The organism is Ruegeria sp. YTSC230, assembly GCF_059609665.1.
The window spans coordinates 22,693-47,205 of sequence record NZ_JBXWMC010000011.1; the positions used below are offsets into that span (position 1 = coordinate 22,693).

At 57.8% G+C, this 24,513-nt stretch carries 18 protein-coding genes; 9 read left to right on the forward strand and 9 right to left on the reverse strand.

Features of this window, described 5'->3' with window-relative positions; translation table 11 throughout:
* The first annotated feature begins 170 nt into the window (after window positions 1–170).
* On the forward strand, window positions 171–2,546 hold the full coding sequence (locus AC2FD9_RS19450) for a mechanosensitive ion channel domain-containing protein (protein WP_496761298.1): 2,376 nt from the start codon (window positions 171–173) through the stop codon (window positions 2,544–2,546).
* A gap of 88 nt (window positions 2,547–2,634) precedes the next feature.
* On the opposite strand, the gene AC2FD9_RS19455 is transcribed toward AC2FD9_RS19450, so the two are convergent.
* Genes AC2FD9_RS19455 through AC2FD9_RS19475 form a run of 5 tightly spaced genes read right to left on the reverse strand, consistent with a single transcriptional unit; the run spans window position 2,635 to window position 9,856 of the window.
* Window positions 2,635–3,990 (reverse strand): CoA transferase, encoded by a 1,356-nt coding sequence (locus AC2FD9_RS19455; RefSeq protein ID WP_496838473.1) that lies wholly within the window; start codon window positions 3,988–3,990, stop codon window positions 2,635–2,637.
* Window positions 3,987–5,141 carry an ABC transporter permease gene (locus tag AC2FD9_RS19460; protein ID WP_058279438.1) on the reverse strand — a complete coding sequence of 385 codons (1,155 nt, stop codon included), beginning with the start codon at window positions 5,139–5,141 and terminating at the stop codon, window positions 3,987–3,989. Before AC2FD9_RS19460 ends, AC2FD9_RS19455 begins: the two co-directional genes overlap by 4 nt.
* The gene (locus AC2FD9_RS19465) at window positions 5,138–6,166 is read right to left on the reverse strand and encodes an ABC transporter permease (RefSeq protein WP_108860926.1); all 1,029 of its coding nucleotides are present in this window, start codon (window positions 6,164–6,166) and stop codon (window positions 5,138–5,140) included. Before AC2FD9_RS19465 ends, AC2FD9_RS19460 begins: the two co-directional genes overlap by 4 nt.
* Before the next feature lie 14 nt (window positions 6,167–6,180).
* Window positions 6,181–8,091 carry an ABC transporter substrate-binding protein gene (locus tag AC2FD9_RS19470; RefSeq protein WP_282170719.1) on the reverse strand — a complete coding sequence of 637 codons (1,911 nt, stop codon included), beginning with the start codon at window positions 8,089–8,091 and terminating at the stop codon, window positions 6,181–6,183.
* Window positions 8,084–9,856, reverse strand: a complete 1,773-nt coding sequence (locus AC2FD9_RS19475) for an ABC transporter ATP-binding protein (RefSeq protein WP_282170720.1) — start codon at window positions 9,854–9,856, stop codon at window positions 8,084–8,086. Before AC2FD9_RS19475 ends, AC2FD9_RS19470 begins: the two co-directional genes overlap by 8 nt.
* A gap of 233 nt (window positions 9,857–10,089) precedes the next feature.
* On the opposite strand from AC2FD9_RS19475, the gene AC2FD9_RS19480 reads away from it, so the two are divergent.
* The 7 genes from AC2FD9_RS19480 (at window position 10,090) to AC2FD9_RS19510 (ending at window position 18,067) form a co-directional block, all read left to right on the forward strand.
* Window positions 10,090–10,587 (forward strand): class I SAM-dependent methyltransferase, encoded by a 498-nt coding sequence (locus AC2FD9_RS19480; RefSeq protein ID WP_282170721.1) that lies wholly within the window; start codon window positions 10,090–10,092, stop codon window positions 10,585–10,587.
* A gap of 17 nt (window positions 10,588–10,604) precedes the next feature.
* Window positions 10,605–11,234: a glutathione S-transferase family protein gene (locus AC2FD9_RS19485; RefSeq protein ID WP_282170722.1), complete on the forward strand. Its 630-nt coding sequence runs from the start codon at window positions 10,605–10,607 to the stop codon at window positions 11,232–11,234.
* Between the two features lie 112 nt (window positions 11,235–11,346).
* The gene (locus AC2FD9_RS19490) at window positions 11,347–13,749 is read left to right on the forward strand and encodes a GcvT family protein (protein WP_496838476.1); all 2,403 of its coding nucleotides are present in this window, start codon (window positions 11,347–11,349) and stop codon (window positions 13,747–13,749) included.
* Between the two features lie 2 nt (window positions 13,750–13,751).
* The gene (locus AC2FD9_RS19495; protein ID WP_496838477.1) at window positions 13,752–15,302 is read left to right on the forward strand and encodes a trimethylamine methyltransferase family protein; all 1,551 of its coding nucleotides are present in this window, start codon (window positions 13,752–13,754) and stop codon (window positions 15,300–15,302) included.
* Complete coding sequence (locus AC2FD9_RS19500; protein WP_108860933.1) at window positions 15,303–15,977, forward strand: TetR/AcrR family transcriptional regulator; 675 nt, start codon at window positions 15,303–15,305, stop codon at window positions 15,975–15,977.
* Entirely contained in the window at window positions 15,974–17,278 is a 1,305-nt protein-coding gene (locus AC2FD9_RS19505; RefSeq protein WP_282170726.1) for an NAD(P)/FAD-dependent oxidoreductase, read from the forward strand. Before AC2FD9_RS19500 ends, AC2FD9_RS19505 begins: the two co-directional genes overlap by 4 nt.
* Window positions 17,279–17,335: 57 nt before the next feature.
* On the forward strand, window positions 17,336–18,067 hold the full coding sequence (locus AC2FD9_RS19510) for a hypothetical protein (RefSeq protein ID WP_282170727.1): 732 nt from the start codon (window positions 17,336–17,338) through the stop codon (window positions 18,065–18,067).
* A 12-nt stretch (window positions 18,068–18,079) separates the two neighbouring features.
* Here AC2FD9_RS19510 and AC2FD9_RS19515 read toward each other — a convergent pair whose 3' ends face one another.
* Complete coding sequence (locus AC2FD9_RS19515; RefSeq protein WP_432653534.1) at window positions 18,080–18,439, reverse strand: DUF3307 domain-containing protein; 360 nt, start codon at window positions 18,437–18,439, stop codon at window positions 18,080–18,082.
* Between the two features lie 243 nt (window positions 18,440–18,682).
* On the opposite strand from AC2FD9_RS19515, the gene AC2FD9_RS19520 reads away from it, so the two are divergent.
* Window positions 18,683–21,679 carry a cyclic nucleotide-binding domain-containing protein gene (locus AC2FD9_RS19520; protein ID WP_496838562.1) on the forward strand — a complete coding sequence of 999 codons (2,997 nt, stop codon included), beginning with the start codon at window positions 18,683–18,685 and terminating at the stop codon, window positions 21,677–21,679.
* A 3-nt stretch (window positions 21,680–21,682) separates the two neighbouring features.
* Here the strand turns inward: AC2FD9_RS19520 and AC2FD9_RS19525 are convergent, their stop codons facing one another.
* The 3 genes from AC2FD9_RS19525 to AC2FD9_RS19535 form a co-directional block, all read right to left on the reverse strand.
* Window positions 21,683–21,973, reverse strand: a complete 291-nt coding sequence (locus tag AC2FD9_RS19525; RefSeq protein WP_282170800.1) for an ArsR/SmtB family transcription factor — start codon at window positions 21,971–21,973, stop codon at window positions 21,683–21,685.
* A gap of 109 nt (window positions 21,974–22,082) precedes the next feature.
* Window positions 22,083–23,315 carry a mandelate racemase/muconate lactonizing enzyme family protein gene (locus AC2FD9_RS19530; protein WP_496838479.1) on the reverse strand — a complete coding sequence of 411 codons (1,233 nt, stop codon included), beginning with the start codon at window positions 23,313–23,315 and terminating at the stop codon, window positions 22,083–22,085.
* Between the two features lie 24 nt (window positions 23,316–23,339).
* Window positions 23,340–24,434: a Zn-dependent alcohol dehydrogenase gene (locus AC2FD9_RS19535; protein WP_058273144.1), complete on the reverse strand. Its 1,095-nt coding sequence runs from the start codon at window positions 24,432–24,434 to the stop codon at window positions 23,340–23,342.
* Between the last annotated feature and the right edge of the window lie 79 nt (window positions 24,435–24,513).

Below are 24,513 nucleotides of genomic sequence, written 5' to 3' on the forward strand. Positions count from 1 at the left end.
GCGTCAGGTTGGTCATATTCAGTTTTTTCCGGGTTGCAAACACTTCTGTTCACAGCATGGTGCGGGGAACACGGCTTGATACGATGTTGAGGCTGCGGGGGTTGAATATTTGAACCCGCCACCGGGCTTCGATAACCTGTGTTACGAATGGCGAACTGGAAAAATATCCGATGACACGAACATTGCTGGCTGGGTTAACGGTTGTAATCTGGTCCCTTACTCTGGCGCTGGTCACCGGTGCAGTTGCGCAGACCTCTCTGATACCGGGGTATCCCTCAGCCGGCGGCAGCAGCTCGGAAACAGCCAGCGACAGCGATCTGGCTACGGCGATCCGCTCCGCGACCGAAGCCGGGGCCAGTGTGATCGTCATCGACAGCGCCGGGCAAATCGTGTCTTCCGGCCAGCAAAACAGTGTCACCCCCGAGGCTGTACCCGGGGATCCGATGGGCGATGGTTCGCAGCTTATGAAAGCGCAGGAGCGGTTTTCGAAGTTTCGCGACTCGATGAATTCACGGCTTCAGGCGCTGCCTTATTCGATCTTCGAGGTGCAATACATCCTGCGTCAGACCAGCCCGGATGGCCGAATACAGACCTACGTCGAGGTCCTGTTCTGGAACGTTCTTTTCCTTTTGATCGGACGATGGTTGTCGATTGAAATCTACGGAAAGCGTATCGCAAAGCGAATCGTCGTCGCGCGATCCAAGGAAGATCCGCAAGGCTATCGCGAGAAGATGCCGTTTTTGGTGTTCCGGTTCCTGATGGGGATAGGCGCCACGATTTTTGCCATGGTGATGGCGCTTATCGTCGGTTTCGTGTTTTTCGGCGAGGCTGAGGACATCTCGATCCAGTTCACGGTCACAGCAATTTTTACCGCCTTCTTCCTGTCGCGTACGGTGTCTGATCTGTGGCGCATGGTTCTATCCCCGTATCTGAGCCAATATCGCTTGCCGCCTTTCTCGGATCGTGACGCAAAACGCCTGTATATCTGGGCTTCGGCGCTGGCGACCTACGACATTACCGTGGTGCTTTTTGCCACTTGGGTCGCTGATTTTGGGCTGAACTATAACGTCTACGCCTTGGTCTATGGCGGCCTGACCATGTTTGGTGCGATCGGCAATGTCCTGATGATCCTGTTCAACGCCCGCGCCATCTCGAACGCTATCCGCGGCGGGCGATCACCGGATCAGGTGTCGTGGATTCTGCGCCTAATCTCGTTCGCATGGGCGCCGGTGCTGATCCTTTACATGGTGTTCAGCTGGTTCAAACTGGCCGTCGACCTGGTGCTGGAAAATCAAAACTCGATCCCAATCGTAGCCAGCAGCTATGCTATCTTTATGTCGGTCGTGGTTGCCTATGGGGCCATGAACTATCTTCTGGAACGGTATTTCAATCGCAACAACCAGCTTGACGCAATGAATGCCGATGCTGATGAGGCGGATGCCGAGGTTGAAGTGATCGAAACGCCGCAGGCCGAGATGCGCAAGCACTCGATCTTGACCTACGAAGATCTGGCGCGGCGGGTTGCCGGTATTCTGGCTTTTGTCGTCGGTCTATATGCGCTGGTGGTCATCTGGAATCCGGATGCCAGCTGGAGCGAGGACCTGCCGATCGAGCGGGCGCTGGACGTGATGGTGATCCTCTTCATGGGTTACATCCTGTTCCATTTCTTCCGCATTGGGATCGACTCGAAGATCGCGCAGGAGATTGACGACGGCGGTGGTGAGGCTGAGCTGGGCGATGAAGGCGGAGAAGGTGGGCAAAGCCGCCTTGCAACATTGTTGCCCTTGTTCCGCGGGGCCATTCTGGCCGTAGTTGTTGTGACCATAGCGCTGATTGCCCTGATGGAATTGGGTATCAATGTCAGTCCGCTATTCGCGGGTGCTGGTGTCGTGGGCCTGGCCGTGGGCTTTGGGTCGCAGACATTGGTCCGCGATATCTTTTCGGGGGCGTTCTTCCTGATGGATGACGCATTCCGCAAGGGTGAATATATCGACATCGGCGACGTGAAGGGGACGGTCGAAAAGATCTCGGTCCGGTCGTTTCAGCTGCGTCACCATCTGGGCGCGCTGAACACCATCCCCTTTGGTGAGATCAAGGTTCTGACCAACTATTCCCGCGACTGGGTGATCATGAAACTGCCGTTACGGGTGACGTATGACACCGATGTCGAGAAGGTGCGTAAGTTGATCAAAAAGTTGGGTCAAGAGTTGTTGAGCGACCCGGTGATCGGCGACAACTTTATCCAACCGCTGAAGTCGCAAGGCGTGATCGAAATGCAGGACTCTGCGATGATCATTCGGGTCAAGTTCATGACCAAGCCGGGGGATCAATGGTTGGTGCGCAAGAAAGTCTATCAGGACATCCGCGAATTGTTCGCCCGCGAAGGCATCAAGTTCGCACACCGTGAGGTCACTGTGCGCCTGGCCGAGGGCAAGGACCCCGAGGATCTGACGCCCAAACAGCGCGAAGCTGTGACGGGTGCGGTGCAGGCGGCGATTGACGAGGATTACCTGGACGATATCGGTCCGGGTGGGGACGATCGCTGAGGAGGTCTCCCGCCCCTTTGGGTGACGTCTCTGGCAAGACGAGACCCAAAGCGTTGGGCCGGGCCGCGCGTACCGCGTGGCGATTGGCTCAGGTGATGGCCGTGGCCCAGACCGGAGCCGACGTGCCTAGTTTAGGTGCAGGCTTGTCCCAGAACATCTTGGCGTCGCCAACGGTCAGAGCGGGTTTCAGGCGGTGACCGGAGCCCCAGCCTGATTCTTCTAGAGCTTGGCTGTAGTCTGACGGACTGGCGCCGGTGATGACCTCTTTCGTGTCGGACTTGCCGAGAATGGCCAACAACTCGGCCGTGCGTGCGAGAGAGAGTTGACCCAGCATGATCGCGTTCCCCGCGGCGGCCTCGGCCAAGGCGGACAGCACGGCGGCGGCCATCAGATAGCCGGTTGCATGATCCAGCGCCTGAACCGGCAATGGTGTTGGTTTATCCGCATTTGCCCAGTCACGGCCTGCATCCGCTATACCCGCGCTCATTTGAACGAGGCTGTCGAACCCGCGCCGCGCGGCCCATGGGCCTTGCCAGCCATAAGCGTCTAATGTGACTTCGACCCGGTTTGGGGCCAATTCATCGCGCTTGGCCCTTGTCAGGCCGAGCGCATCCAAAGCACCGGGGCGATACCCGTGGACGAACACATCGGCCTGAGAAAATAACTCTTGCAGCTTTTCCAAACCAGACGGCGATTTCAGATCGAGGTAAGTGCAGGATTTACCCAATGAGATGTCGGGTATGACACCGGGCTCGTCCCAACCGAGCGGGTCGACACGCAGAACGTCAGCACCAAAACCGGCGAGGGTTCGCGTTGAAACCGGCCCAGCCAGCACGCGCGTCAGGTCGAGGACGCGCAGCCCTGCCAAAGGGCGCTCAGCCGTGGCCTCGGATCGATCTCGTAGTTTGATCTGTCGCGGGCTGTGCCAACCGATCAGTGGATCGCGGGACACGGCCCGACCTTGCGGATGCTCTAACCACACTGCCCGGCTGCGCATGGCTGCGGAAACGCCACCCTGGGCCACGATTGCCGATTCCAGCTCGCTGGCGGACCATCGCCGCACCGCCTGAGAGACCGCGTCCCGATCTGCTTTGACTTCAAGAACTTTTAGTGCCGCCGCCCGGTGGCGAGGCAGGTTGGTGTGCAGCCTGATCCAACCATCTGCAGTCTGGTAATCCCCCGCGACCGCATCCCAGAGACTAGGCATCTCCCAACCATTGGGCTTGAAGGAATATTGATACCAAAGCGAGGCCAGCCGGTGATCCACAGACACATCCGGCGCACTGGGCGACAGGTTCAGCGCCGTCATCAGACGAGCCAGTTCCTGACCCACCGCGCCAAATGTTGCTGTCGCCAGTTCAGATACCGCGTAGACGCTGGACCAAGCCCCGGTGCCCGTTTTGCGGTATCCGTCGGTTGCAGGAAGGGCTGAAATCAAGCTCATTGCTGGTATGGATCCAGACTGTCACGCAGCCCGTCACCCAGGAAATTGAAGGCCAGCACAATAACAATGATCGGCAGCATCGGGATTGCCGTCCAGGGGTAGATCTCGATCGAGGCCAGGTTCTGCGCGTCGTTCAGCATTACACCCCAGCTGACGGCCGGGGCCCGCAAGCCAAGGCCCAGGAAGCTGAGCGCGGTTTCCCCGAGGATCATGGCCGGTATCGACAATGTGGCCGAGGCGATCAGGTGAGACATGAAGTTCGGCAGCAGGTGCTTGCGAATGACACGACCCGAGCTTGCGCCCATCATCTCGGCGGCGCGGACGTATTCCTCTTCCCTTAGGGACAGGAATTTCGCGCGTACCGAACGGGCGAGGCCGGGCCAATCGAGAATCCCGAGGATGATCGAGATGATGAAGAAAACAGCAACCGGGCTCCAGTTTGAGGGCACCGCCGCCGATAGGGCAAGCCAGAGCGGCAGTTCAGGTAGCGAGCGCAAGACCTCGATCACGCGGTTGATGACCCAATCGATCTTGCCGCCGAAATACCCGGCGATTGATCCAAAAAAGATGCCAAGGGTGAACGATACCGAAATCCCGATCAGGCCGACCGTCAGCGACAGCTGCGCGCCATATAGAATGCGGCTGAACACATCGCGGCCCAAACGATCGGATCCCCATAGGAACAGCGTTGCGCCCTCTGGCGCGCAGAACAGGTGGGTGTCTGATTTCACAAGACCTGCAAGCCTGTACTCGGTCCCCTCGCAGAAAAAGCGGATCGGGCGAGGGTCTTCCGTGTCGGGCACAAATTTCCATTGAAAGGTCTCAAGATCAGCTTCGGCCACGATCGGATAGACATACGGGCCAATGAAGGAGCCATCGTGGAACCAATTGATGCTTTGTGGTGGGGCGTAAAGGTGTTCGCCGTTTCGTTCATTCGGGCCATAGGGGGCGATGAAACCAGCGAAGGGCAGCATCAGGTAGCAGAACAGTAGGAAAACGCCTGAAATCAAACCCAGCTTATGGGTTTTGAACTTGCGCCAGACCAGAACCCAGTTGGGTGCGTCCAGATCTGCGCGCTCTAACTGTTGCAGAGCGGCATCCGCGTCGAAAGGTGCATCGTCGACAAAGCGACCGTCGGTGTGTTTGGTCACGCTTCACGCCCCTCGTACCGAATGCGCGGGTCCAACATGACCAGCAAGATATCAGAGATCATGGTGCCGATCAGGGTCAGCAAGGCCACGAACATCAGAATGAAGGCGGACAGAAATTGGTCCTGGGTTTTGAGTGCGGTCAGCAAGGTCGGGCCGATGGTTTGCAGACCAAGCACGACTGAGACCAGTACCGACCCGGATACCATCGACGGCAGCAAGTTCCCGATATCTGCAACAAATGGGTTGAACGCCACGCGCAGCGGGTACTTTGTCAGCATTCGCGATGGTGCCATACCCTTGGCAATGGCCGTTTCCACATAAGGTTTGCCCAGTTCATCCAGCATGTTCGCACGCAGGCGCTGCATCATGGCAGAGGCGCCAGATGTGCCAATGACGAAAGTCGGCACGATCAGGTGGACAAGAATGGACTTCAGCTTTTCCCAGCTCATCGGCTGACCTTCGAAGGATGGGTCCATCAGGCCGCCGATGGGCAGGTTGAAGTAGCGGTGTCCGTAATAGAACAGGATCAGTGCCAGCAGGAAGTTGGGCGTCGCCAAACCAAGATAGCCAACAAAGGCCGACGTATAGTCAATCCAGGTTCGCGATTTTGCTGCGGCGAGGACGCCCAGCGGCAGGGCAACGGCATAAACGAACAGGATAGCGGCCAGGTTGACCACAACAGTCAGCCATAGGGTATCGCCAACGATCTCGGCCACAGGACGGTCGAATTCAAAAGACCAGCCGTAGTTGCCCTGAAGAAGGCCCTCAAACCCGTGCGGTCCGGGCCAGAAGCCCATCCAGACCAGGTACTGTTCCCATATGGGGCGATCCAGGGCGTATTCCGCGCGCAGGAATTCAGCCTTGGCGACCCCGGCAGATTGGCCCGAGGCCTGCAATTCCGCGATCTGATTGCTCAGATAATCGCCGGGGGGCAGGTTGATGATCACGAAGATCAGAACCGACACCACCAGCAAAGTCAGCAGCATCGTGAAAAAGCGATACACCGCATAGCGCAGCATTACCATTTAGCTGCTCCTGATTAGTCGGCGAAAAAGAATTCGTCGGGGCGGTGAATGCCAAAATGTGCGCCGGGCTCCCACGCCCACATGCCCTGCTCGGGCACGTTGCGCAGACGGTTGGACACTACGATGGGCTGCGGCGCGCCGTTCAGAATTCCGATGGCGAAAAGCTGATCAGCGTGGATGTTCAGCATTTCTGACCAGACTGCCGAACGCTCTTCGTCGGTGGTAGCTACCTCCCAATCATGGGCCAGCTGCATTAGACGTTCAGCCTCGGGCATGTCAGGCGCTTCACCAACATCGCCGCCGGTTTGGTAAAATTGTCCCCATTTGGGCCAGGCCAGAAACACCTGATCCGTAGGTGCCAAATAAGCAGGGGAAGTGTGCGCCTGCGGGATACCGTCATCCCAGCCAAACCAAACTGAGGCCATGGTGTTACCTGCAAAAACGCGGTTGCGCAGAATGTCCCGGTCCAGTGGGCGCATGATCAGGTCCACACCAATTTCGCGCCACGTATCCGTGACGATCTGAAGCGCGTTCTCAACCTCTTGCCGCTCTCCTGCGGTTTCGATGATCAGTTCCATCGGGCGCCCATCCGGCAGCAGGCGAATGCCGTTTTTATCGCGCTCGGCCAGGCCAGCTTCGTCCAGGAGGGCGTTGGCCATCTCAACGTCATACTGCGCCCAGGCTTTTGCGTTTTCCTCGTCATAGAACGGAGACGCGGGTAAAACGGACATCGCACCGGGATGGGCCAGTTTGAAATAGAGCGCTTGATTGATGGTTTTGCGGTCGATGGCCAGGGACAGCGCCCGGCGAACACGAACATCGCGCAGAACGTCGCGCCAAACTTCATCCGAGTAGTTCAGGTTCGGGTAGATCGCGATTTGCGATGCGACACCGGTCTTCCACAGCAGAGTTTTGTAGTCTCCACCGGCTTCGCCCTTTTTCAAGATAGATGCATCGCGAAACGCCAGACCGCGCCCCTGCAGATCAGTTTCGCCAGCATTGGTCTTGGCCGCGACCAAGCCAGCAGCGACGATTTCCATCTCGACGATGTCGATATAGGGCAACTGAACGCCGTTGGAATCGATGCGGTGATAATAAGGGTTGCGAACGAAATTGTGGCGGATCTTCTTGCCCGAACTTGCATTCAGCCAAGGCTGCAGCGTCGGGAGTTCGTGGTTGTCGAACTTGTAGAGGTTGTCCAGCTTGTTGTGCAGCGCCGCCCAGCTTTTGACCCGTGCGTCTTCAACCTGAAAGGCGAGGTCTTCAGCATCTGCGAACTTCTCGTGATACTGTTTGAGGAATTCAGACGGCCGGTAGATGAATGGCGGGCGCGCTTGGGCCAGCGACTGCAGGAAATCAGGATTTGGGTTTTCCCACTCAAAGACAATAGTTGTCTCATCCGGGAAGGTCACGGTTGGCGTTTTACCTTCAACAATCAGGAAGTCAGGTGGGCCAGAAGGGCTGAGCATTTCATTGTTGGCAACGTCTTCCCACCAATAACGAAAGTCTTCGGATGTGAACGGCGATCCATCGGACCACTTGTGGCCGTCACGCAGATGCAGTGTGAACTTTCGATTACCTTCGTTTTCATAGGACTCCAGAAGATCAGGGACGATGTCGTAGTTTTCGTCAAACCCAACCAATCGCGCATACCCGTAGACGACCATCTGGCGGATGTCTTTTGACCGGGTCACCATGGTGCGCAGGGTACCACCGGGGGCACCAAACTCGCGGCCTTTGGCTGCCAGATCCACGATCAAAGGTTCGGCCGGTAGGCGCTCTGCGACCGGCGGCAGATTCCCGGCGCTGACCTCGGCTTGCCAGAATTCGCTTTCCTGAGGGGTCGGTGTTCCTGCAGTGGCGGGCAGGACCAAAGTGGCGACCAACGTGGCAGCCAGAATGAGCGGGCGAGTGGTTTTAAACATGGCATCGTACCTTATGGCCGGGCTCCATCTCTACCAGTGAGGGTATCACGGAGTCCGTAAATCGGAAGGTGTCATCCCAACTGTCTGGTGAACCAGCGCCCAACGCAACCAGTTTAAGGTCGATGGGCCGGTTGATGTCGGGTTCTGGTTGGGCGGCAATCAGCGCCTTGGTGTAAGGGTGTCGGGGGTTATAAAACAGTGTCTCGGGCGGGGCCTGTTCGACGACAAGACCCCGGCGCATCACGGCCACTTCGTCGGCAATGCGCGCCACAACCGCAAGGTCGTGCGAGATGAACAGGTAGGACAGGTTCAACCGGTCCTGCAGGTTTTCCAGCAAGGTCAGGATCTGTTCCTGAACCGATACATCCAGTGCCGATGTCGGCTCGTCACAGACAATCAGCTGCGGGTCCAGCATCATCGCCCGCGCAATCGACAGGCGTTGCCGCTGTCCGCCGGAAAAGGCATGGGGATAGCGTTTGAGCATATCACCATTCAGTCCGACGCGCTGCAGCATCTCGACCGCTTTGTCCCGCTGTTCGGCGGTCGAACCAATGGAGTGGATTTCCAATGGTTCGGTCAGAGCGTCCTGAATGCGCATCCGTGGGCTGAGAGAGCTGTACGGATCCTGAAACACCATCTGCGCCTTGCGTTGAAAGGCCGTGCGCTGAGAGCGGTTCATGTGGTGCACGGTGATCGGGTCTTCGCCTGGCGAGGTGCGAAACAGAACCTCGCCACCCGGATCGGGCAGTTCCGCGCCAAGGGCGATCCGCGCGGCCGTTGTTTTGCCCGAGCCACTTTCGCCGACGATTGCCAGTGTTTTGCCGCGGGCTAATTTCAGATCCACACCTCGGCAGGCATGGATCAGCTTGTCCCCCTGCCAGCCCCTGCTGGACCGCATAGTGTAAGTCTTGGACACCCCCTTCATCTGTAGAATGAGGTCATCATCCGGCATAGGCAGCCCGACCGAATCTTCGTCGGGAATTGCAGGGGCCGCGTTGAACAATTGTTGTGTGTAGGGGTGCGCCGGGGCGCTTAGGATCGGGGCGGCTGCCCCTGCCTCCATCACGCGACCCTTGTGCATAACAACGACCTGTTCTGCCATATTGGCAACCACACCAAGATCGTGCGTCACAAGGATCAGAGCCATTCCTGTCTCGCGCTGTAGTTCTTTGATCAGACCAAGCACTTGCGCTTGTGTCGTTACGTCCAGCGCGGTCGTTGGCTCATCCGCGATCAGCAGTTCCGGCTTGGAAACCATTGCCATCGCAATCATGGCGCGCTGGCGCATGCCGCCCGACAACTCGAACGGGTAAGAATCATAAGCGCGCTGCGGATCAGGAAAGCCCACGCGTTCGAATTGGGTCAGGACCTCTTTGCGGGCTTGCGCCTCGGACGCGCTCCGATGCAGCCACAAGACCTCGCTGACCTGATTGCCGATCTTGTGCAACGGGGATAGTGATCGCATCGGTTCTTGAAAAATCATCGAAACCCGATTGCCGCGAATGTCGCGCATCTGGCGTTCGCTGATCTTGGTCAGATCCTCGAAGCCTTTTGAATCGTTCAGGGTTATCGTGCCACTGCGGATTTGCGCGGCACGTGGCAGAATACGCAAGGCCGCCCGGCACGAGATGGTTTTTCCCGATCCGGATTCACCGACCAGAGCCAATGTCTGCCCAGCCTCGACATCAAAGTTGACACCTTTGACGACTGAGTCGCCCGCACCAAAACCGATGCTGAGGTCTCTGACGGACAACAACGCAGTCATGCGGGTTTTCCACCCGTTCGTCCGTGGTTCGACATCGGCGTATTCAACTCCCTGTGTTTTTTGACTTAGTCTCGCGCGGTTGTGCCTGTGTAGTCAAACCCGTTCTTGGGCCGAATTGTCGCGAAAATGTGAAACTTAGGCCAATTTACCTACACAAATCCTTGAGGATTTGTCATCACATGCGGTGTCGGCCCCAAATCATGAGCTGACTGATATCAAGGAGAGATTTCCCCGTGCCCGACAACCAAAGCCGCCTGGATCTGTTCATCGACCGTATGGTGTCCCAACGGGCCTGTCTGGATTTCGCCATCTCTGAAACCAAAGGAATGCCTGGGCCAGTGTTCGAACTGGGGTTGGGCAACGGGCGCACCTATCATCACATGGTGCAGTATATTTCAGGTCGACCTGTTTATGTGTTCGAGCGCGCCGTGGCGTCGCATCCGGATTCCACGCCGCCCGCAGATCGGGTGATTTTGGGGGATGTGCGAGAAACACTACCGGCCTCGGTGGATCGGTTCGGAGCCACGGCCAGTCTGATCCACGCGGATCTGGGCGGCCACAACCGCAAAAAGAACGACGACTTCGCCAGATTTGTCTCACCATTGATCGAGCCGCTATTGGCCGACGGTGGTTTGATGGTGTCCAGCGACCGGATGTATTTCGATACCTTGACCGAAGTTTCCCTTCCTGAAGGGGCCGTCGAGGGGCGCTGTTTCATCTACCGCCGCTGATCAGACAGGAGAGTCCGATGCTTTTTTATGATTGTTCCACGGCCCCCAACCCGCGGCGGGCGCGCATGTTCATTGCCGAAAAGGGTTTGGATATCGAAACCCGAGAAATATCGATCGGCAAAGGTGAACAACTCAGTGACGACTTTCGCGCGGTGAACCCCAATGCAACGGTTCCGGTGCTGGTGACGGATGAGGGCAGCACGCTAACCGAGAATCTCGGGATCGCCGCCTATCTTGAGGCGCGGTTTCCTGAGCCACCTTTGATGGGCCGCACTCCGGATGAAAAGGGGCAGGTTCTGATGTGGAACAGCATCGTTGAGCAACAGGGCGGCGCGCCTGTGGCCGAAGCGTTGCGCAATACTCATCCAGCCTTTGCCGACAGGGCGATTCCGGGGCCGGTGAACCACCCGCAAGTCCCGGAACTGGCTCAGCGAGGGTCCGCGCGGGTTGATCATTTCTTTTCGCTGCTCGAACAGCGGCTGGGCGAAAGCGCGTTTATCGCAGGTGCCGACTTCACTCTGGCGGACATCTCCACATTTGTTTTTGTGGATTTTGCCCGCGTGATCAAGAAGCGGATTCCACAAGAAAATACCGCCACTTTGGCATGGTTCGACAAGGTCGCATCCCGTCCCAGCGCACAGCTCTAGAAACTGCTGATCCGAGGCCGTTTCTTCGCTAGCGCAGAACTGTACAGAAATGTCTAGACAGAAGTGAACAGTGCCGCTAGCGTCCTTCCTTAATCATGCAGGGGAGCGCAGGATGAAATCTCAGTATCGCGTTGTGGTTATCGGGGGCGGCGTAGTGGGTGCCTCGGTTCTGTATCATCTGGCCAAGTTTGGCTGGTCGGATGTGGTTATGCTGGAACGGCGGCGGCTGGCGTCTGGCTCGTCCTGGCACGCGGCCGGCGGTATCCATGCGCTGAATGCCGACCCGAACATGGCATCCCTGCAAGCCTATACTATCGACCTGCTCAGCGAGATAGAAAAGGAATCGGGTCAGAATATCGGCTTGCACATGACCGGTGGCCTGACGTTGGCCGGAACGCCCGAACGGTGGGAATGGCTGCAGGCGAATTACCGCATCTTCCAGTCTATCGGCATTGATGACTGCGAATTGCTGAGCCCGGAGGAGGCGCAACGGCGCTGCCCGATCATGTCGACCGACGGCGTTTTGGGCGCGATGTGGGCAGACCGCGAGGGGTATATCGACACGACTGGCACGGTACAGGCCTATGCGACAGCGGCGAAAAAGCGGGGCGCGGAGTATTACGAAGAAACTAAGGTCGAAGAACTGATCCAGACCGATGATGGCTGGCAGGTCATTACCGACAAGGGCACGATCACTTGCGAACACGTGGTTAACGCCGCTGGCCTTTGGGCCAAGCAAGTAGGGCGTATGGCGGGGGTGGAGTTGCCGGTGTCTCCTCTGAAACACCACTACCTGATCACCGACACAGTCCCCGAGGTCGCTGAAGCCGAATTCGAAATGCCGATGACCGTCGACCTCGAAGGGTTCACCTATATGCGGCAGGATCAGAAAGGCGTTCTGGTTGGCATTTATGAGGTCGATCACGAACACTGGGCCATGGACGGTGCGCCTTGGAATTATGGTGAGGAGCTGTTTCAGGAACAGCTCGACCGGATCGAGAATGAGCTGACGCTTGGCTTTGAACGCTATCCGTCGATCCAGAACGTAGGCATCAAGACATGGGTAAACGGTGCTTTCACCTTTGCGCCCGACGGAAACCCGTTGGTCGGCCCGGTTCCCGGCAAGCGCGGCTATTGGTCAGCCTGTGCTGTCATGGCAGGCTTTCTGCAGGGCGGCGGTGTCGGCAAGACGCTGGCTGAATGGATGATCCATGGCGAGCCCGAGGCGGATGCTTGGCCGATGGACGTGGCGCGCTTTGGCGATTTTGCGCAGAACAAGCGGTATATCCGTGAAACCACGGGCCAGTTTTATTCCCGCCGCTTTGTAATGACCTACCCGAACGAGCAACTGCCCGCGGGGCGGCCGCTAAAAATGGCCCCAGCGCATGACGCGATGACGGATGCGGGATGTAAATGGGGCGTCAGCTGGGATCTTGAAGTGCCGCTGTATTTTGCACCGAAAGGGTTCGAGGAAACACCGACGCTCAAGCGGTCGAATGCGCACGATATCGTAGCTGACGAATGCAAGGTAATCCGCGAAGGCGTCGGCTTGATGGATATCTCGGGATTCTCCCGGTTTGAGGTCAGTGGCCCGAATGCTGAGGTTTGGCTGGACAAAGTCATGGCCTCAAAACTGCCAGCGCCCGGTCGGGCGAAGCTGGCGCCGATGCTGGGTGAGAACGGGCGGCTCAAAGGAGATCTTACGGTGCTCAACTGGGGCTACGGAACCTGGTGGATCATGGGCAGCTACTACTTGCGGGCGTGGCACATGCGCTGGTTTGACGATCACATGATCGACGGCGTTAATGTCCGGGATCTGGGCGAGGAATATTGCGGGTTCGCGGTGGTTGGTCCCAAGTCGCAAGCCGTGGTCGAAAAGTTAGCTGAACAGGACATCTCGGGTCTGAAATTCATGGGCTGTGGAGATTTTGACATCGGGTTGGTCCGCGCGCGCGTCGCCCGTATGTCGGTGACCGGCGAGAAAGGGTATGAGATCAACTGCCGCTACGGTGACCACATCAAGCTGCGCCGCATGTTGCTGGAGGCCGGTGCCGAAGAGGGCATTCGCGAGTGCGGTTTCAACGCGATGCTGTCAACGCGGCTTGAAAAGAGTTTTGGCATCTGGTCGGCAGAGTTCACGCAGCTTTACACGCCGGGAATGACAGGCATGGATCGATGGATCGATTGGGACAAGAATTTTGTCGGCAAAGAGGCCGCTGTGGCCGAGCGCGACGGAAACGGTCCGGCGCAGATACAGGTGACACTGGAAGTGGACGCCGATGACGCGGACGCAAGCGGTTACGAACCCGTTTGGGCGGGCGGTGAGCGCGTGGGCTTTGTAACGTCGGGAGGGTACGGGCACTACACTGGGAAGTCACTGGCAATGGCGTTGGTCAACCGCGACAAGGCCGCGCCCGGAACAGAGCTTTCGGTCCACGTGGTTGGTGTTGAGAGGCCCGCGCGGGTAGTCGCGCCTTCACCTTACGACCCGCAGGGCAAAGCGATGAGGGGCTAAGCATGATCGGACAAACATCCGAACGCGGGCGACGACGGCGCGGGCGAAGCGCCGAGGCCGCCTCTGCGCCCAGTCGGGACGTGAATTATCGCCAGTTAAAGAATCCCTTCCCATTGATGGAGGTGTTCCCGGCTGACCAGATTGCGGATATGCACGAAACGGCCTTGCGAGCACTTCAGGAGTTGGGCGTCAAATGCCTGCTTCCGGAAGCCCGGCGTCTCTTTGCGAAAGCGGGCGCGCGGGTGGATGAAGATACCGAGATGGTCTTCATCGGCCGCGACATTGTTGAAGCCGCCGTCGCATCAGCACCAAAGTCGATAGCGTGCCATGCAGGCGCGCGACGCAGAGACTTCACCCTTGAGCTAGGTAGTCTGGTGTTTCAACCGGGGGCAGGGGCACCGAACGCGACAGATCTTGAACGCGGCCGCCGTCCCGCCACAGGGCAGGATTATCTGGAGTTCCTAAAGCTTACGCATCATTTTGATGTGTTCCAGATGATCTCGCCTCAGGTCGAACCGCAGGACGTGCCGACCCATCTGCGCCACTATTTCACGACGAAGGCGCAGATGGAACTTACGGACAAGTTCCCGTTTTTCTTCTCTCGCGGAACGCCGCAGGTGATGGATTGCTTTGAAATGCTGTCCATCGCGCGGGGCCTGTCAGATGATGCATTTCAGGCGGGCGCACATTGCTACACGATCATCAATACGAACAGCCCGCGCACGCTGGACATACCGATGGCGCAAGGGCTGATAGATTTCGCCCGCAATGGACAGATGTCGATCATCACGCCGTTCACCCTGATGGGCGCGATGGCCCCGATTACAGTGGCCGGGGCAATAACGCTTTCACATGCTGAGGCGTTAGCGGCGCTGACGCTGACACAGCTGACCAAGCCGGGTGCGCCGGTGTGTTATGGCACGTTCACCAGCAACGTGGACATGAAATCGGGTGCGCCTGCATTTGGTACGCCGTCACATTTCCAAGCCTCGCTTGCCGCAGGCCAGTTGGCGCGGCACCTTGGGCTGCCTTGGCGGTCAGCTGCCGGATCAGCGTCGAACATCAACGATGTACAGGCGGCGAATGAAAACCAGTTTGGTCTTTGGGGCTGTCTGATGGCAGGGGCGACGGTAATCATTCACTCGGCCGGTTGGCTGGAGGGTGGCTTGACCGTTTCTTTTGAGAAAATGATCTGTGACGCCGAGGTCCTGAACATGGTCGCCGAACTGTGCGCGGGGGCGCAGGCGGGCAAAGTTGAGATCGGTTTCGACACCGCGCTGAGCGAAGTCGAACCCAGCGGGCACTTCTTTGCCTCAAGCCAGACGATGGAGCGGTACAACACCGAATTCTACGAACCGCATCTGCATGATTATGCCAATTTCGGAACCTGGACAGAGCGCGGATCGATGGATGCCAATCATCGCGCGACCGCAGTTTGGAAGAGTATTCTGTCTGACTTCAAAGCGCCTTCATGTGACAGCGCCCGCATGGGTGCCTTGCACGAGTTCGTTGCGCGCCGCACCGCTGCGGGCGGCGCTCCGCCGGAGAGTTGAATGAGTACCAAGCCCATCCTGCACAGGGACGACCCCGAAGCCGAGCCTTTGGTCGGCAATATCAAGGTCACGCGTGACGACTGGCTGAACGTGGCTATGGATGTCCTGATCTCGGACGGTGTGGACCAAATCAAGGTCCTGAACCTGGCTGAACGAATGGCCGTGTCGCGGTCGTCCTTCTATTGGTATTTCAAATCCCGGCAAGAGCTTTTGGACGCCCTGCTGGCGCGCTGGCATGCGACGAATACAGCGGCTTTGGTCGCGCAGGCCAAGGCCCCGGCGGATACGATAACCGCAGCCGTTTGCAACGTGCATCGTTGCGTGGTGAATACTGAACTGTTCGATACCGCGTTGGATTTTGCCGTCCGGGATTGGGCGCGCAAGTCGGGGAAAGTACGCCGGGCGCTTGATCAATCGGATGCGCGCAGGCTCGAAGCGCTTCACGCCATGTTCGCGCGGTACGGCTATTCCGAGGTCGAAGCCGAAACGCGTGCCCGCGTGCTGTATTATATGCAAATCGGTTATGATCTGGCGCAGCTGAACGAGCCAATGTCCACGCGGATCGCAATGGTTCCGCATTACCTTTATGTCTTCACCGGGGTTGAGCCCAAGCCCGAAGAAGTCGAAGAATTCAGCGCCTATTCAATGCGCTATTGGAAGGGAGAAGCCTCATGAGTCAACCTGACGCAATCATCATCGGAACAGGTGTGATCGGCGCGGCCATCGCCTTTGAAATGGCCAAAGCAGGCTGGAAAACCCTGTCGCTGGACCGAAACAGTCAGGTTGGCCACGGTTCGACCGCGGGGTCATGTGCTATTATTCGGATGCACTATTCGACCTTCGATGGAACGGCGTTTGCGTGGGAAGGTTACCACTATTGGCGCGATTGGGCCGACTACCTCGGCCTGCCCGAGGATGCTAATCTGGCGCAATTTCGCGAGACCGGCTGTCTGGTGATGAAGACCGATGCCAATGGCTTGCTTGACAAGCACATGAAGAACAGCGCCGATCTGGATTGCCCGTTCGAAGAATGGTCACCTGATAAAGTCAGTGAGCGCCTGCCGATCTACTCGCAGGACAGTTTCGCGCCGGCGCGCAGTATGGATGATCCGGAATTCGGGCACCCGAACGGGCGCAAGATGCAAGGCGGTGTGTTCTGGCCGCAGGCGGGATACGTCACCGACCCGGCTTTGTCCGCGCAGAACTTGATGGATGCTGCCAAGCTGCATGGCGCAGAAGTGCGCACTGGTGCCGAAGTGGTCGAGATATTGTCCAGCGACGGTCGGGTTTCGGGTGTCAAACTTGCCTCGGGCGAAGAAATCCACGCAAAAGTCGTCGTGAACGTCGCGGGCCCCGGCTCGGCGATCATCAACAAGATGGCGGGTGTTCTGGACGACATGACGATCGAAACCCGCCCCTTGCGGCAAGAGGTTGTGCACGTCCCCGCACCCGAGGGGTTTGATTTCGAAAACGACGGAACGATTGTCTCGGACAGCGATATTGCCTGCTACTGTCGACCCGAGCACGGCAACCACATTCTGGTTGGCTCGGAAGATCCGGAATGTGACCCGCATCAGTGGTGCGAGGATGATGTGGATTACAACCACGACTTCACCGACCAGTGGACAACGCAGGCCATGCGATACGCGCAGCGCGTCCCAAGTCTTGGCATCCCGTCCAAAACGCGCGGAGTTGTGGACCTGTATGACGCATCCACAGACTGGATTCCGATCTATGACAAATCCAGCCTGCCGGGGTTCTACATGGCCTGCGGGACCAGTGGGAACCAGTACAAGAACGCGCCGATCGCAGGCAAGATGATGACGGCCCTGATCGCGTATTGTGAAGGGGGCGCGGATCACGATGCGCAGCCGCTGCAATACGAACTTCCCTATATCGGGCGGAGCATTGATGTGGGGTTCTATTCCCGCAAGCGCCCGATCAACGAAGAAAGCAGTTTTTCTGTACTGGGGTAGTTAAGGAAAAAAAACGCTCTATCCTTCCGGGGAACTGGAAAAAGGGCAGGGCCCAGAATGGCCGAACCGATGCATCGCGTTTTGATACTTGGAAGTGCACCGGCCGCCGCTGCAGCTCGGGAGTGGTCGCGGGATCCGTTTACCCACATCGTTGCAATCAACAACGCCTGGCGTATCCGCGACGATTGGGATTTCCTCATCCATCCCGAGGACTTCCCTATCTGCAATCGCCCGGACGAACTGGTCCGCAGCCAAAGCATCGTCGAGGCGGATGAATACGTTCCGCATCAAAACAAGTTTGGCGGATTTGTTTATGCCGGTGGCACGATGGCGTTTACGGCGGGCTACTGGGCCTTGGCCGCGCTGCAGCCAGCCGTCTTGGCCTTTTTTGGCTGTGACATGATTTACCCGAGTTCCGGCAAGACCCATTTTTACGGCAACGGAGCAGCCGACCCTTTGCGCGCTGATGTGACGCTGCGATCGCTCGAGGCAAAATCCGCCCGGTTGGCTTTGTTCGGTGCCGCGCAGAACTGCCGCGTGGTTCGACTGTCGCAGGGTGAAAGCCGGCTGGTCTTTCCTTCGGTGACGACTGACACCCTAATGTCTGACAGGCTGCTTTCGACAAAGGGTATGCAAGCGGCACTGCAGGCAGAGGCACAGTTGAATTACTTCGTTTCGTCTGGTCGCTATTGGGAGGAAGAAGAACGTTTCGACGCCGCTAGAATCGACCAATTGGATCGAATGTGGCTAGACGCGTATTGTCCGCAATCCCTGGAAAATGTCGCCTGAGGCAATCGCTGATCAGGTCGCGAATTCAGCCCAGGCCCAGACCATGGCGATGTATGTCAGGTTGTGCAGGCACTGGTCCAGACCCGCAGCCCGCCAAAACGCGGCTTGCGTCGGCATCAGTTGCTTTTTGTCCGAATAGCTGGCTTTGGCGAAATCAATATTGAAGTGAATAACCCATTCCAGTGCAGCAATGATCAAAATAAACGACCACGGCGCGCCAAAAATCAAAAAGACAATCACTGACCCGATGACATGCACGCCCGCATGCTGCGCACGGCCCACGTGAAAATACTCACCGCGCCCTGCCAACATTTTCGGAGTCTGGAGAAAAAAATCCGCAAACATATGTTTGATCTGCAACAAGCAGAGCATCAATAGCACTGCGCCTATACTGGCAGTCAAATGAGTCCTCCCGATATCGTCCCAGACAGAGTCTAGGCACTAATCTGTGGTTGCGCAAATGAACTTGTTCACACTCGGCAATTAACTGATCAAATTGGAAACTATTTGCCTCTTTTGGCTGGACTAAGGTAAATTCAGAGTGTTGGGTTTACGACACTTTCGTCAAGATCGTTTCAGTGATCCTTAGTAGGGGCAGGTTCCATAGAACGTTCAATTTTCCAGTTTATTTGGAAATACTCGAAACGCGACCAGTTGATTCTGCTGGCCGTGACCTCGACGTTGTTTCCACTACTTTATCTGACGCTCGAATTGCCCAAACGCATCATCAACGATGCGATTGGCGCGGCCAGCCCGGTTGTAGATGTCTGGGGTCATAGCCTACCTCAGACGACATTCCTCATCATTCTGTGTATCGCGTTTCTGATCGCGGTGCTGGCGCATGGCCTGATGAAAATGCGCATCAACACAATGAAAGGCGTGCTGAGCGAGCGTATGTTGCGCCGGTTCCGGTACGTGCTGATCAGCCGCGCGTTGCGTTTCCCGCAACCCTATTTCGAACGCGTCAGCCAAGGTGAGCTGGTGTCGATGGTCACCGCCGAAAGCGAGCCGATGGGCGGGCTCATGGGGGACGCGATCAGCCAACCGGTTTTGCAGGCGGGTCAGATGATCACCATCCTGTCCTTCCTTTTTCTGCAAAGCTTCTGGTTTGGGCTGGCGGCAGTCGCGCTGATCCCTCTGCAAGCCTGGCTGATTCCGAAACTGCAGCGTCAGATCAACCTTCTGAACAAAAAACGCATTCAAGAGGTTCGCCTGCTGGCCGCCCAAATCGGCGAGAACGCGGCGGGCGCGTCTACGTTGCGTGCCAATGGTGGGTGGCGATACCGCCGGGCGATGGTGTCTGAGCAGCTGGGGCGCCTTTTTGGTATCCGGTTCGAGATCTACCAGAAGAAGTTCTTTATGAAATTCATAAACAACTTCATCTCGCAGATGACACCGTTCCTGTTCTATTTGGTTGGCGGTCTTCTGGTCCTGCAGGGGTCGGTTTCGCTTGGTGCGCTGGTTGCGGCCCTGGCTGCGTATAAGGATCTCAGCTCACCGTGGAAGGAACTGCTGACCTATTATAACCAGACACAGGACATGTCGCTGCGCTGGGACGTGGTGACGGAACGGTTTGCACCTTCCGGAATGCATGACGAAAAACTGTTCGATGGCGAACCCGAGGCCACGCCAAGGCTGAACGGTGACATCGTGCTCGACCATGTCTCGGTCCGCGATATGGACGGTAACCAGGTTCTGGATGATTTGGACCTGTCCTTTCCCAGCGGGAAAATCATCGGGATCGCGGCCCCCAGCGAAGAAGATCGCCGCGCTATGGCAGAGTTGCTGACGCGGGAAATTCTGCCCAGCTCGGGCCGGGTTCGGATCGGTGAAATCCGTTTGTCAGAGCTGCATCAAAGCGTTGTGGCCGCCCGTATTGGGTATGCTTCGTCACGACCCGTAATGTTCCAGGGTACGCTGGGCGACAACGTCATGATGCCGATGCGGTTCAAGCCACAGACATCCGAAACAAACGACCCCGGATATGATGAGACGTTGCGGGCCGGCAATAGCCCGGACCCCTTCAAGGCAAACTGGCTGGACCCGACGACTGCGGGATTAGACAGCGCTGAAGAGGTGCGCGACTGGTGGTTGAAACTGATTGACGGGATGGGTTCCGGCGCGACACTGTTTTTGCGCGGGGCCGAACAGGTCTTCGATGCCGCCGAGCATCCCGAGCTGGCCGACAAACTGGTCGAACTGCGACCTTTGGTTCAGGATGCGGTGAAAGCAACAGGGCTAGAGCAACAGGCCCTGATCTTTGACCGCAATCGCTATAACCCTGCCTTGCCGGTTGCGGAGAACTTGTTGTTTGCCACCCCCAAAGTCCCCGTCACACAAGAGCTTTTGGCGCAGCAGACCGTGTTCCTTGAGCAGTTGCGCGAATTTGGTTTGGACGAGACACTGGTGAGCCTGACACGCGATGTGATTGAGATGCTGCGCCAGATTTTCGGCCTGGACGGCACCGATCACCCGCTGTTTCGCAAACTGGGACTAGAGGCGCAAACGTACGAGGCTGCGGTCGAGCTTGTCGAAAAGACCCGGAACGAGGGCGTATCGGGGCTGAATGATGAACAGTTGGCAAACCTGCTGGCCGTTCCGTTTGTGATTTCGGCGGAACAGATCGGACCAGCCTTCACCGACGACCTCAAGGACCGCATCCTTGAGCTGCGACATAGCCATTCCGAAAAGCTGCTGGAGCGGTTGCTGGATGTATTTGTGCCCTTGGACAAATCAAAATTCGCGCCCGGATTGACAGTTCTTGAGAACGCCCTGTTTGGAAAGGTCAGTCAGATCGGCGGCGCCCGTTCGGACGAGGCGCGCAAACTGATCGTGGATGTATTGAGCGAAAACGGTGCGCGCCCGTTGGTGGTTGAGCTGATCTATGACGTGCCGGTGGCGCTGGGTGGTCAAAACCTGCCAGCGGTCTTTGCTGAACCTCTGTCTTTTACGCGCGCGACGATCAAGAAACCGGATATTCTGATTCTTGAGGACGCGTTGGCCAGTTATGACATGGCCTCGAAAGTGGCCGTGTACAAAAATCTACGCGCTCTGCTGCCGGATACCACGGTGATCTACCTGAACGACCAGTTCGAAAACCCGAGCGTGTTCGACATGTATGTGGAAATCAGGCAAGGTCGGGTCGTCTCGGATGAAGGACCTGCGGACGTGGAAGAAGACAGTGCCGCCTCGGCTGACCTTTCGCGCAAGCTGCGCGCGCTGGAACAGACACCGCTGTTTTCCGGGCTGGACCGCCGACAGCTGCGCCTGCTGGCCTTTGGCGCGCGCTGGTTCGATGCCAAAGCAGGAGAGGTTGTTTTCCTTAAAGACGATCAGCCAACCGACGGTGCCTATGTGGTGCTGGACGGGGAGGCCGGGTTGTACCTTCCGCAAACTGACGGAGTGGATCAGTTGATTGCCACGGTCGGCCCCGGTGCCCTGGTCGGAGAGTTGGGCCTGATCCGCAAGGAACCTCGAGCGCTGAGCATGATCGCCGAGACGGAACTGTCGTGCCTGCGTATTGGTGAAGAGGAATTCCTGGCCGTGGTCGAAAACGACGCCGCAACCGCGTTCAAACTGTTGCAGGTGATCGCGGGCTATGTATCGAACTAAGGGTTATTCGCTTTCGGGGCTGCAGAACATGTCGTAAAGTACAGCGATCACCTGCGCCGCGCCGTCGTTGTTCAGCGAGTAATAGATGGATTTTCCGTCCCTGCGCGTTGCAACAATGTTTTCAGCGCGCAGGCGCGCCAGCATCTGACTGACCGCAGCCTGACGGATACGCAACAAGGCCTCCAATTCACCCACGGATTTTTCGCCGTCGGCCAGATGGCACAAAATCATCAACCGACCCTCATGCGCGAGCGTTTTCAGAAACGCAGAGGCTCGAGCCGCGCTTTCTTTCATTTCAGATAGCGCAGCTTCGGTTTGTTCGGTTTGGTCGTCTTCAAGTGTCACGCGTTGCCTGTTTAACACCTATGGGTTGGGTCAATGTGCCCCAAGACCTATTGAGTTGTCACCCCTCGGTTGCAGGGGCACCACCTTGAAAGGCGTTTCCGTTCACGTAATCACAGGGCTCTTCCTGCATCTGCAGATGCAGGCCATCACCGTTAAAAGGGTGCGCCCGTGCAAGGTCTTCGTTCACCTCAATCCCCAGGCCCGGTGCGGTCGGCGCGGGGACAAATCCGGCCTCAACCTGCAATGAGCCGTTGATGAGTTGATCGTGAAACGGCGTGTCTATGGTCTCAAGCAGCAGCAGGTTGGGGATGGACGCGGCCAGATGGATATTCGCGGCCCATTCAACCGGACCCGCGTACAAATGTGGGGCCATCTGGGCGTTGAAGACTTCGGCGATGGCCGCGACTTTCTTCATCTCCCAAATTCCGCCAGCACGACCCAGCGCCGGTTGGAGGATTTCCGCCGCCCTAGCCCGTAAAACGGCCGCGAATTCGGCTTTGGTGGTCATGCGTTCACCGGTCGCGACCGGGATCCGAACGTTCCGCGCGACACGAGCCATATCTTCAATCATGTCCGGAGGTGTCGGTTCTTCGAACCAAAGCGGTGAATAGGGTTCAAGCGCCTGACCCAATCGGATTGCGCCCGCGGTGTTGAACTGGCCGTGGGTGCCGAACAGCAGATCGGCTTTGTCGCCCACGGCCTCTCGGATCGCTTTGCAGAACGCAACAGACATCGAGATATCGGACATCGCAGGCATGTGCCCGCCCCGAACAGTGTAGGGCCCGGCGGGGTCAAACTTGACGGCTGTGAACCCGCGCTGGACCATTTCGGCGGCACATTCGCCCGCTTGTTCAGGCGACGTCCAGAAATCGTTCAGGTTATGTTGGGGCAGGGGGTACAGATAGGTGTAGGCCCTTATGCGTTCGTTCACCAATCCGCCCAGCAAGGCGTAGACCGGGCGATCGCGATCTTTGCCCAGAATATCCCAACACGCGATTTCCAATCCGGAAAAGGCGCCCATCACCGTCAGATCGGGACGCTGTGTAAATCCGCTGGAGTAGGCGCGGCGGAACATCAGCTCAACGTTTTCGGGGTTCTCGCCCAGCATGTGCCGTTCAAACACGTCCCGAATGACATGGCGCATCGCCTCGGGGCCAACTGAGGATGCATAACATTCACCCCAGCCCGTGATCCCAGTATCGGTCGTGACTTTGACCAGAATCCAATACCGCCCGCCCCATCCGGGCGCAGGAGGGGCGGTGACAATGATATCGAGGTCTTGCAGCTTCATCAGGTGGTCTCCTGTCCTGCCGGGTTAATCCCTGTCGAAAACGATCACGTTACGCTTGGCGGATCCGGTTTTGGTGTCTTCGATCGCTTCGTTGATCTGCGACAGCGACCACCGGCCCGAGATCAGTTCATCCAGTTTCAGCCGTCCCTGATCATAAAGGTCGATCATCCACGGAATATCCCGCTGGATGACAACATCGCCCATTTTTGATCCGATCAAACCCTGACCCAGCGCGGCCAGAACTACCGGCTCGTAGCTTGCCATATCCCCGGAGTGCGGCATCCCGATCATTACCGCCTTACCACCCGGACCCAAGTAACGAGGGGCTTGGTCGTAGGCAGGAATCGCGCCGACGGTGATCAAAACGGCATCTGCGCCGCGACCCCCAAGCGCCTTGTAGGCGGCCTTCCAGGGCGCTTTCTGATCGGCTAAAACGCCGTGGGTCGCGCCGAATTCCTTGGCAATGGTCAGCTTCTCTTCGGTCATGTCCACGGCCACAATACGGCGTGCACCGGCGATGCGGGCGCCCTGAATTGCGTTCAGCCCGACACCTCCGGCACCGATCACCACCACGTCCTGTCCGGGCCGCAGCCCGGCGGCATTGACGGCGGCGCCGACGCCCGTGATCACTCCGCAGGACAGCAGGCTGGCGACGTCTTTGGGCATCGACGGCGGAATTTTGACGATCTGTCGGTGGCTGACCACAACCTTTTCGGCAAAGGCACCACAGGCCATAGCCTGCTCCAGTGGTCCACCATCTGCTGTGCGCAACGGCCCGTTGACCTTGTCATAAGGCGTTTCGCAAACAGTTGGTTTCCCCCCCGCGCAAGAGGGGCACGAGCCACATGCCCGGATCAGGGTAACGACAACCGGGTCCCCAACCTGAAACTCACCTGCCGAGTCGCCGACCGCAGTGATAATGCCCGCAGCTTCGTGCCCGTAGACAGCAGGAAGATGCCCGCCCCACGCACCACCGGCAAATGAAATGTCCGAATGGCAAATTGCCACCGCATCCAGTGTCACCTCGACCTCATCTGATTTGGGCGGCGCGATCTGAATATCTTCGATGACCAGAGGTTCACCGAACGCCCGGCAAACGGCGGCTTTGATGGTTTGCATGCTGTCCCTCACTCGCTTTGCGCTACGGTGGCGCGCTTATGGGGACGCTGCAAGGCGGAATCCGTCAAAGGGATGTCGT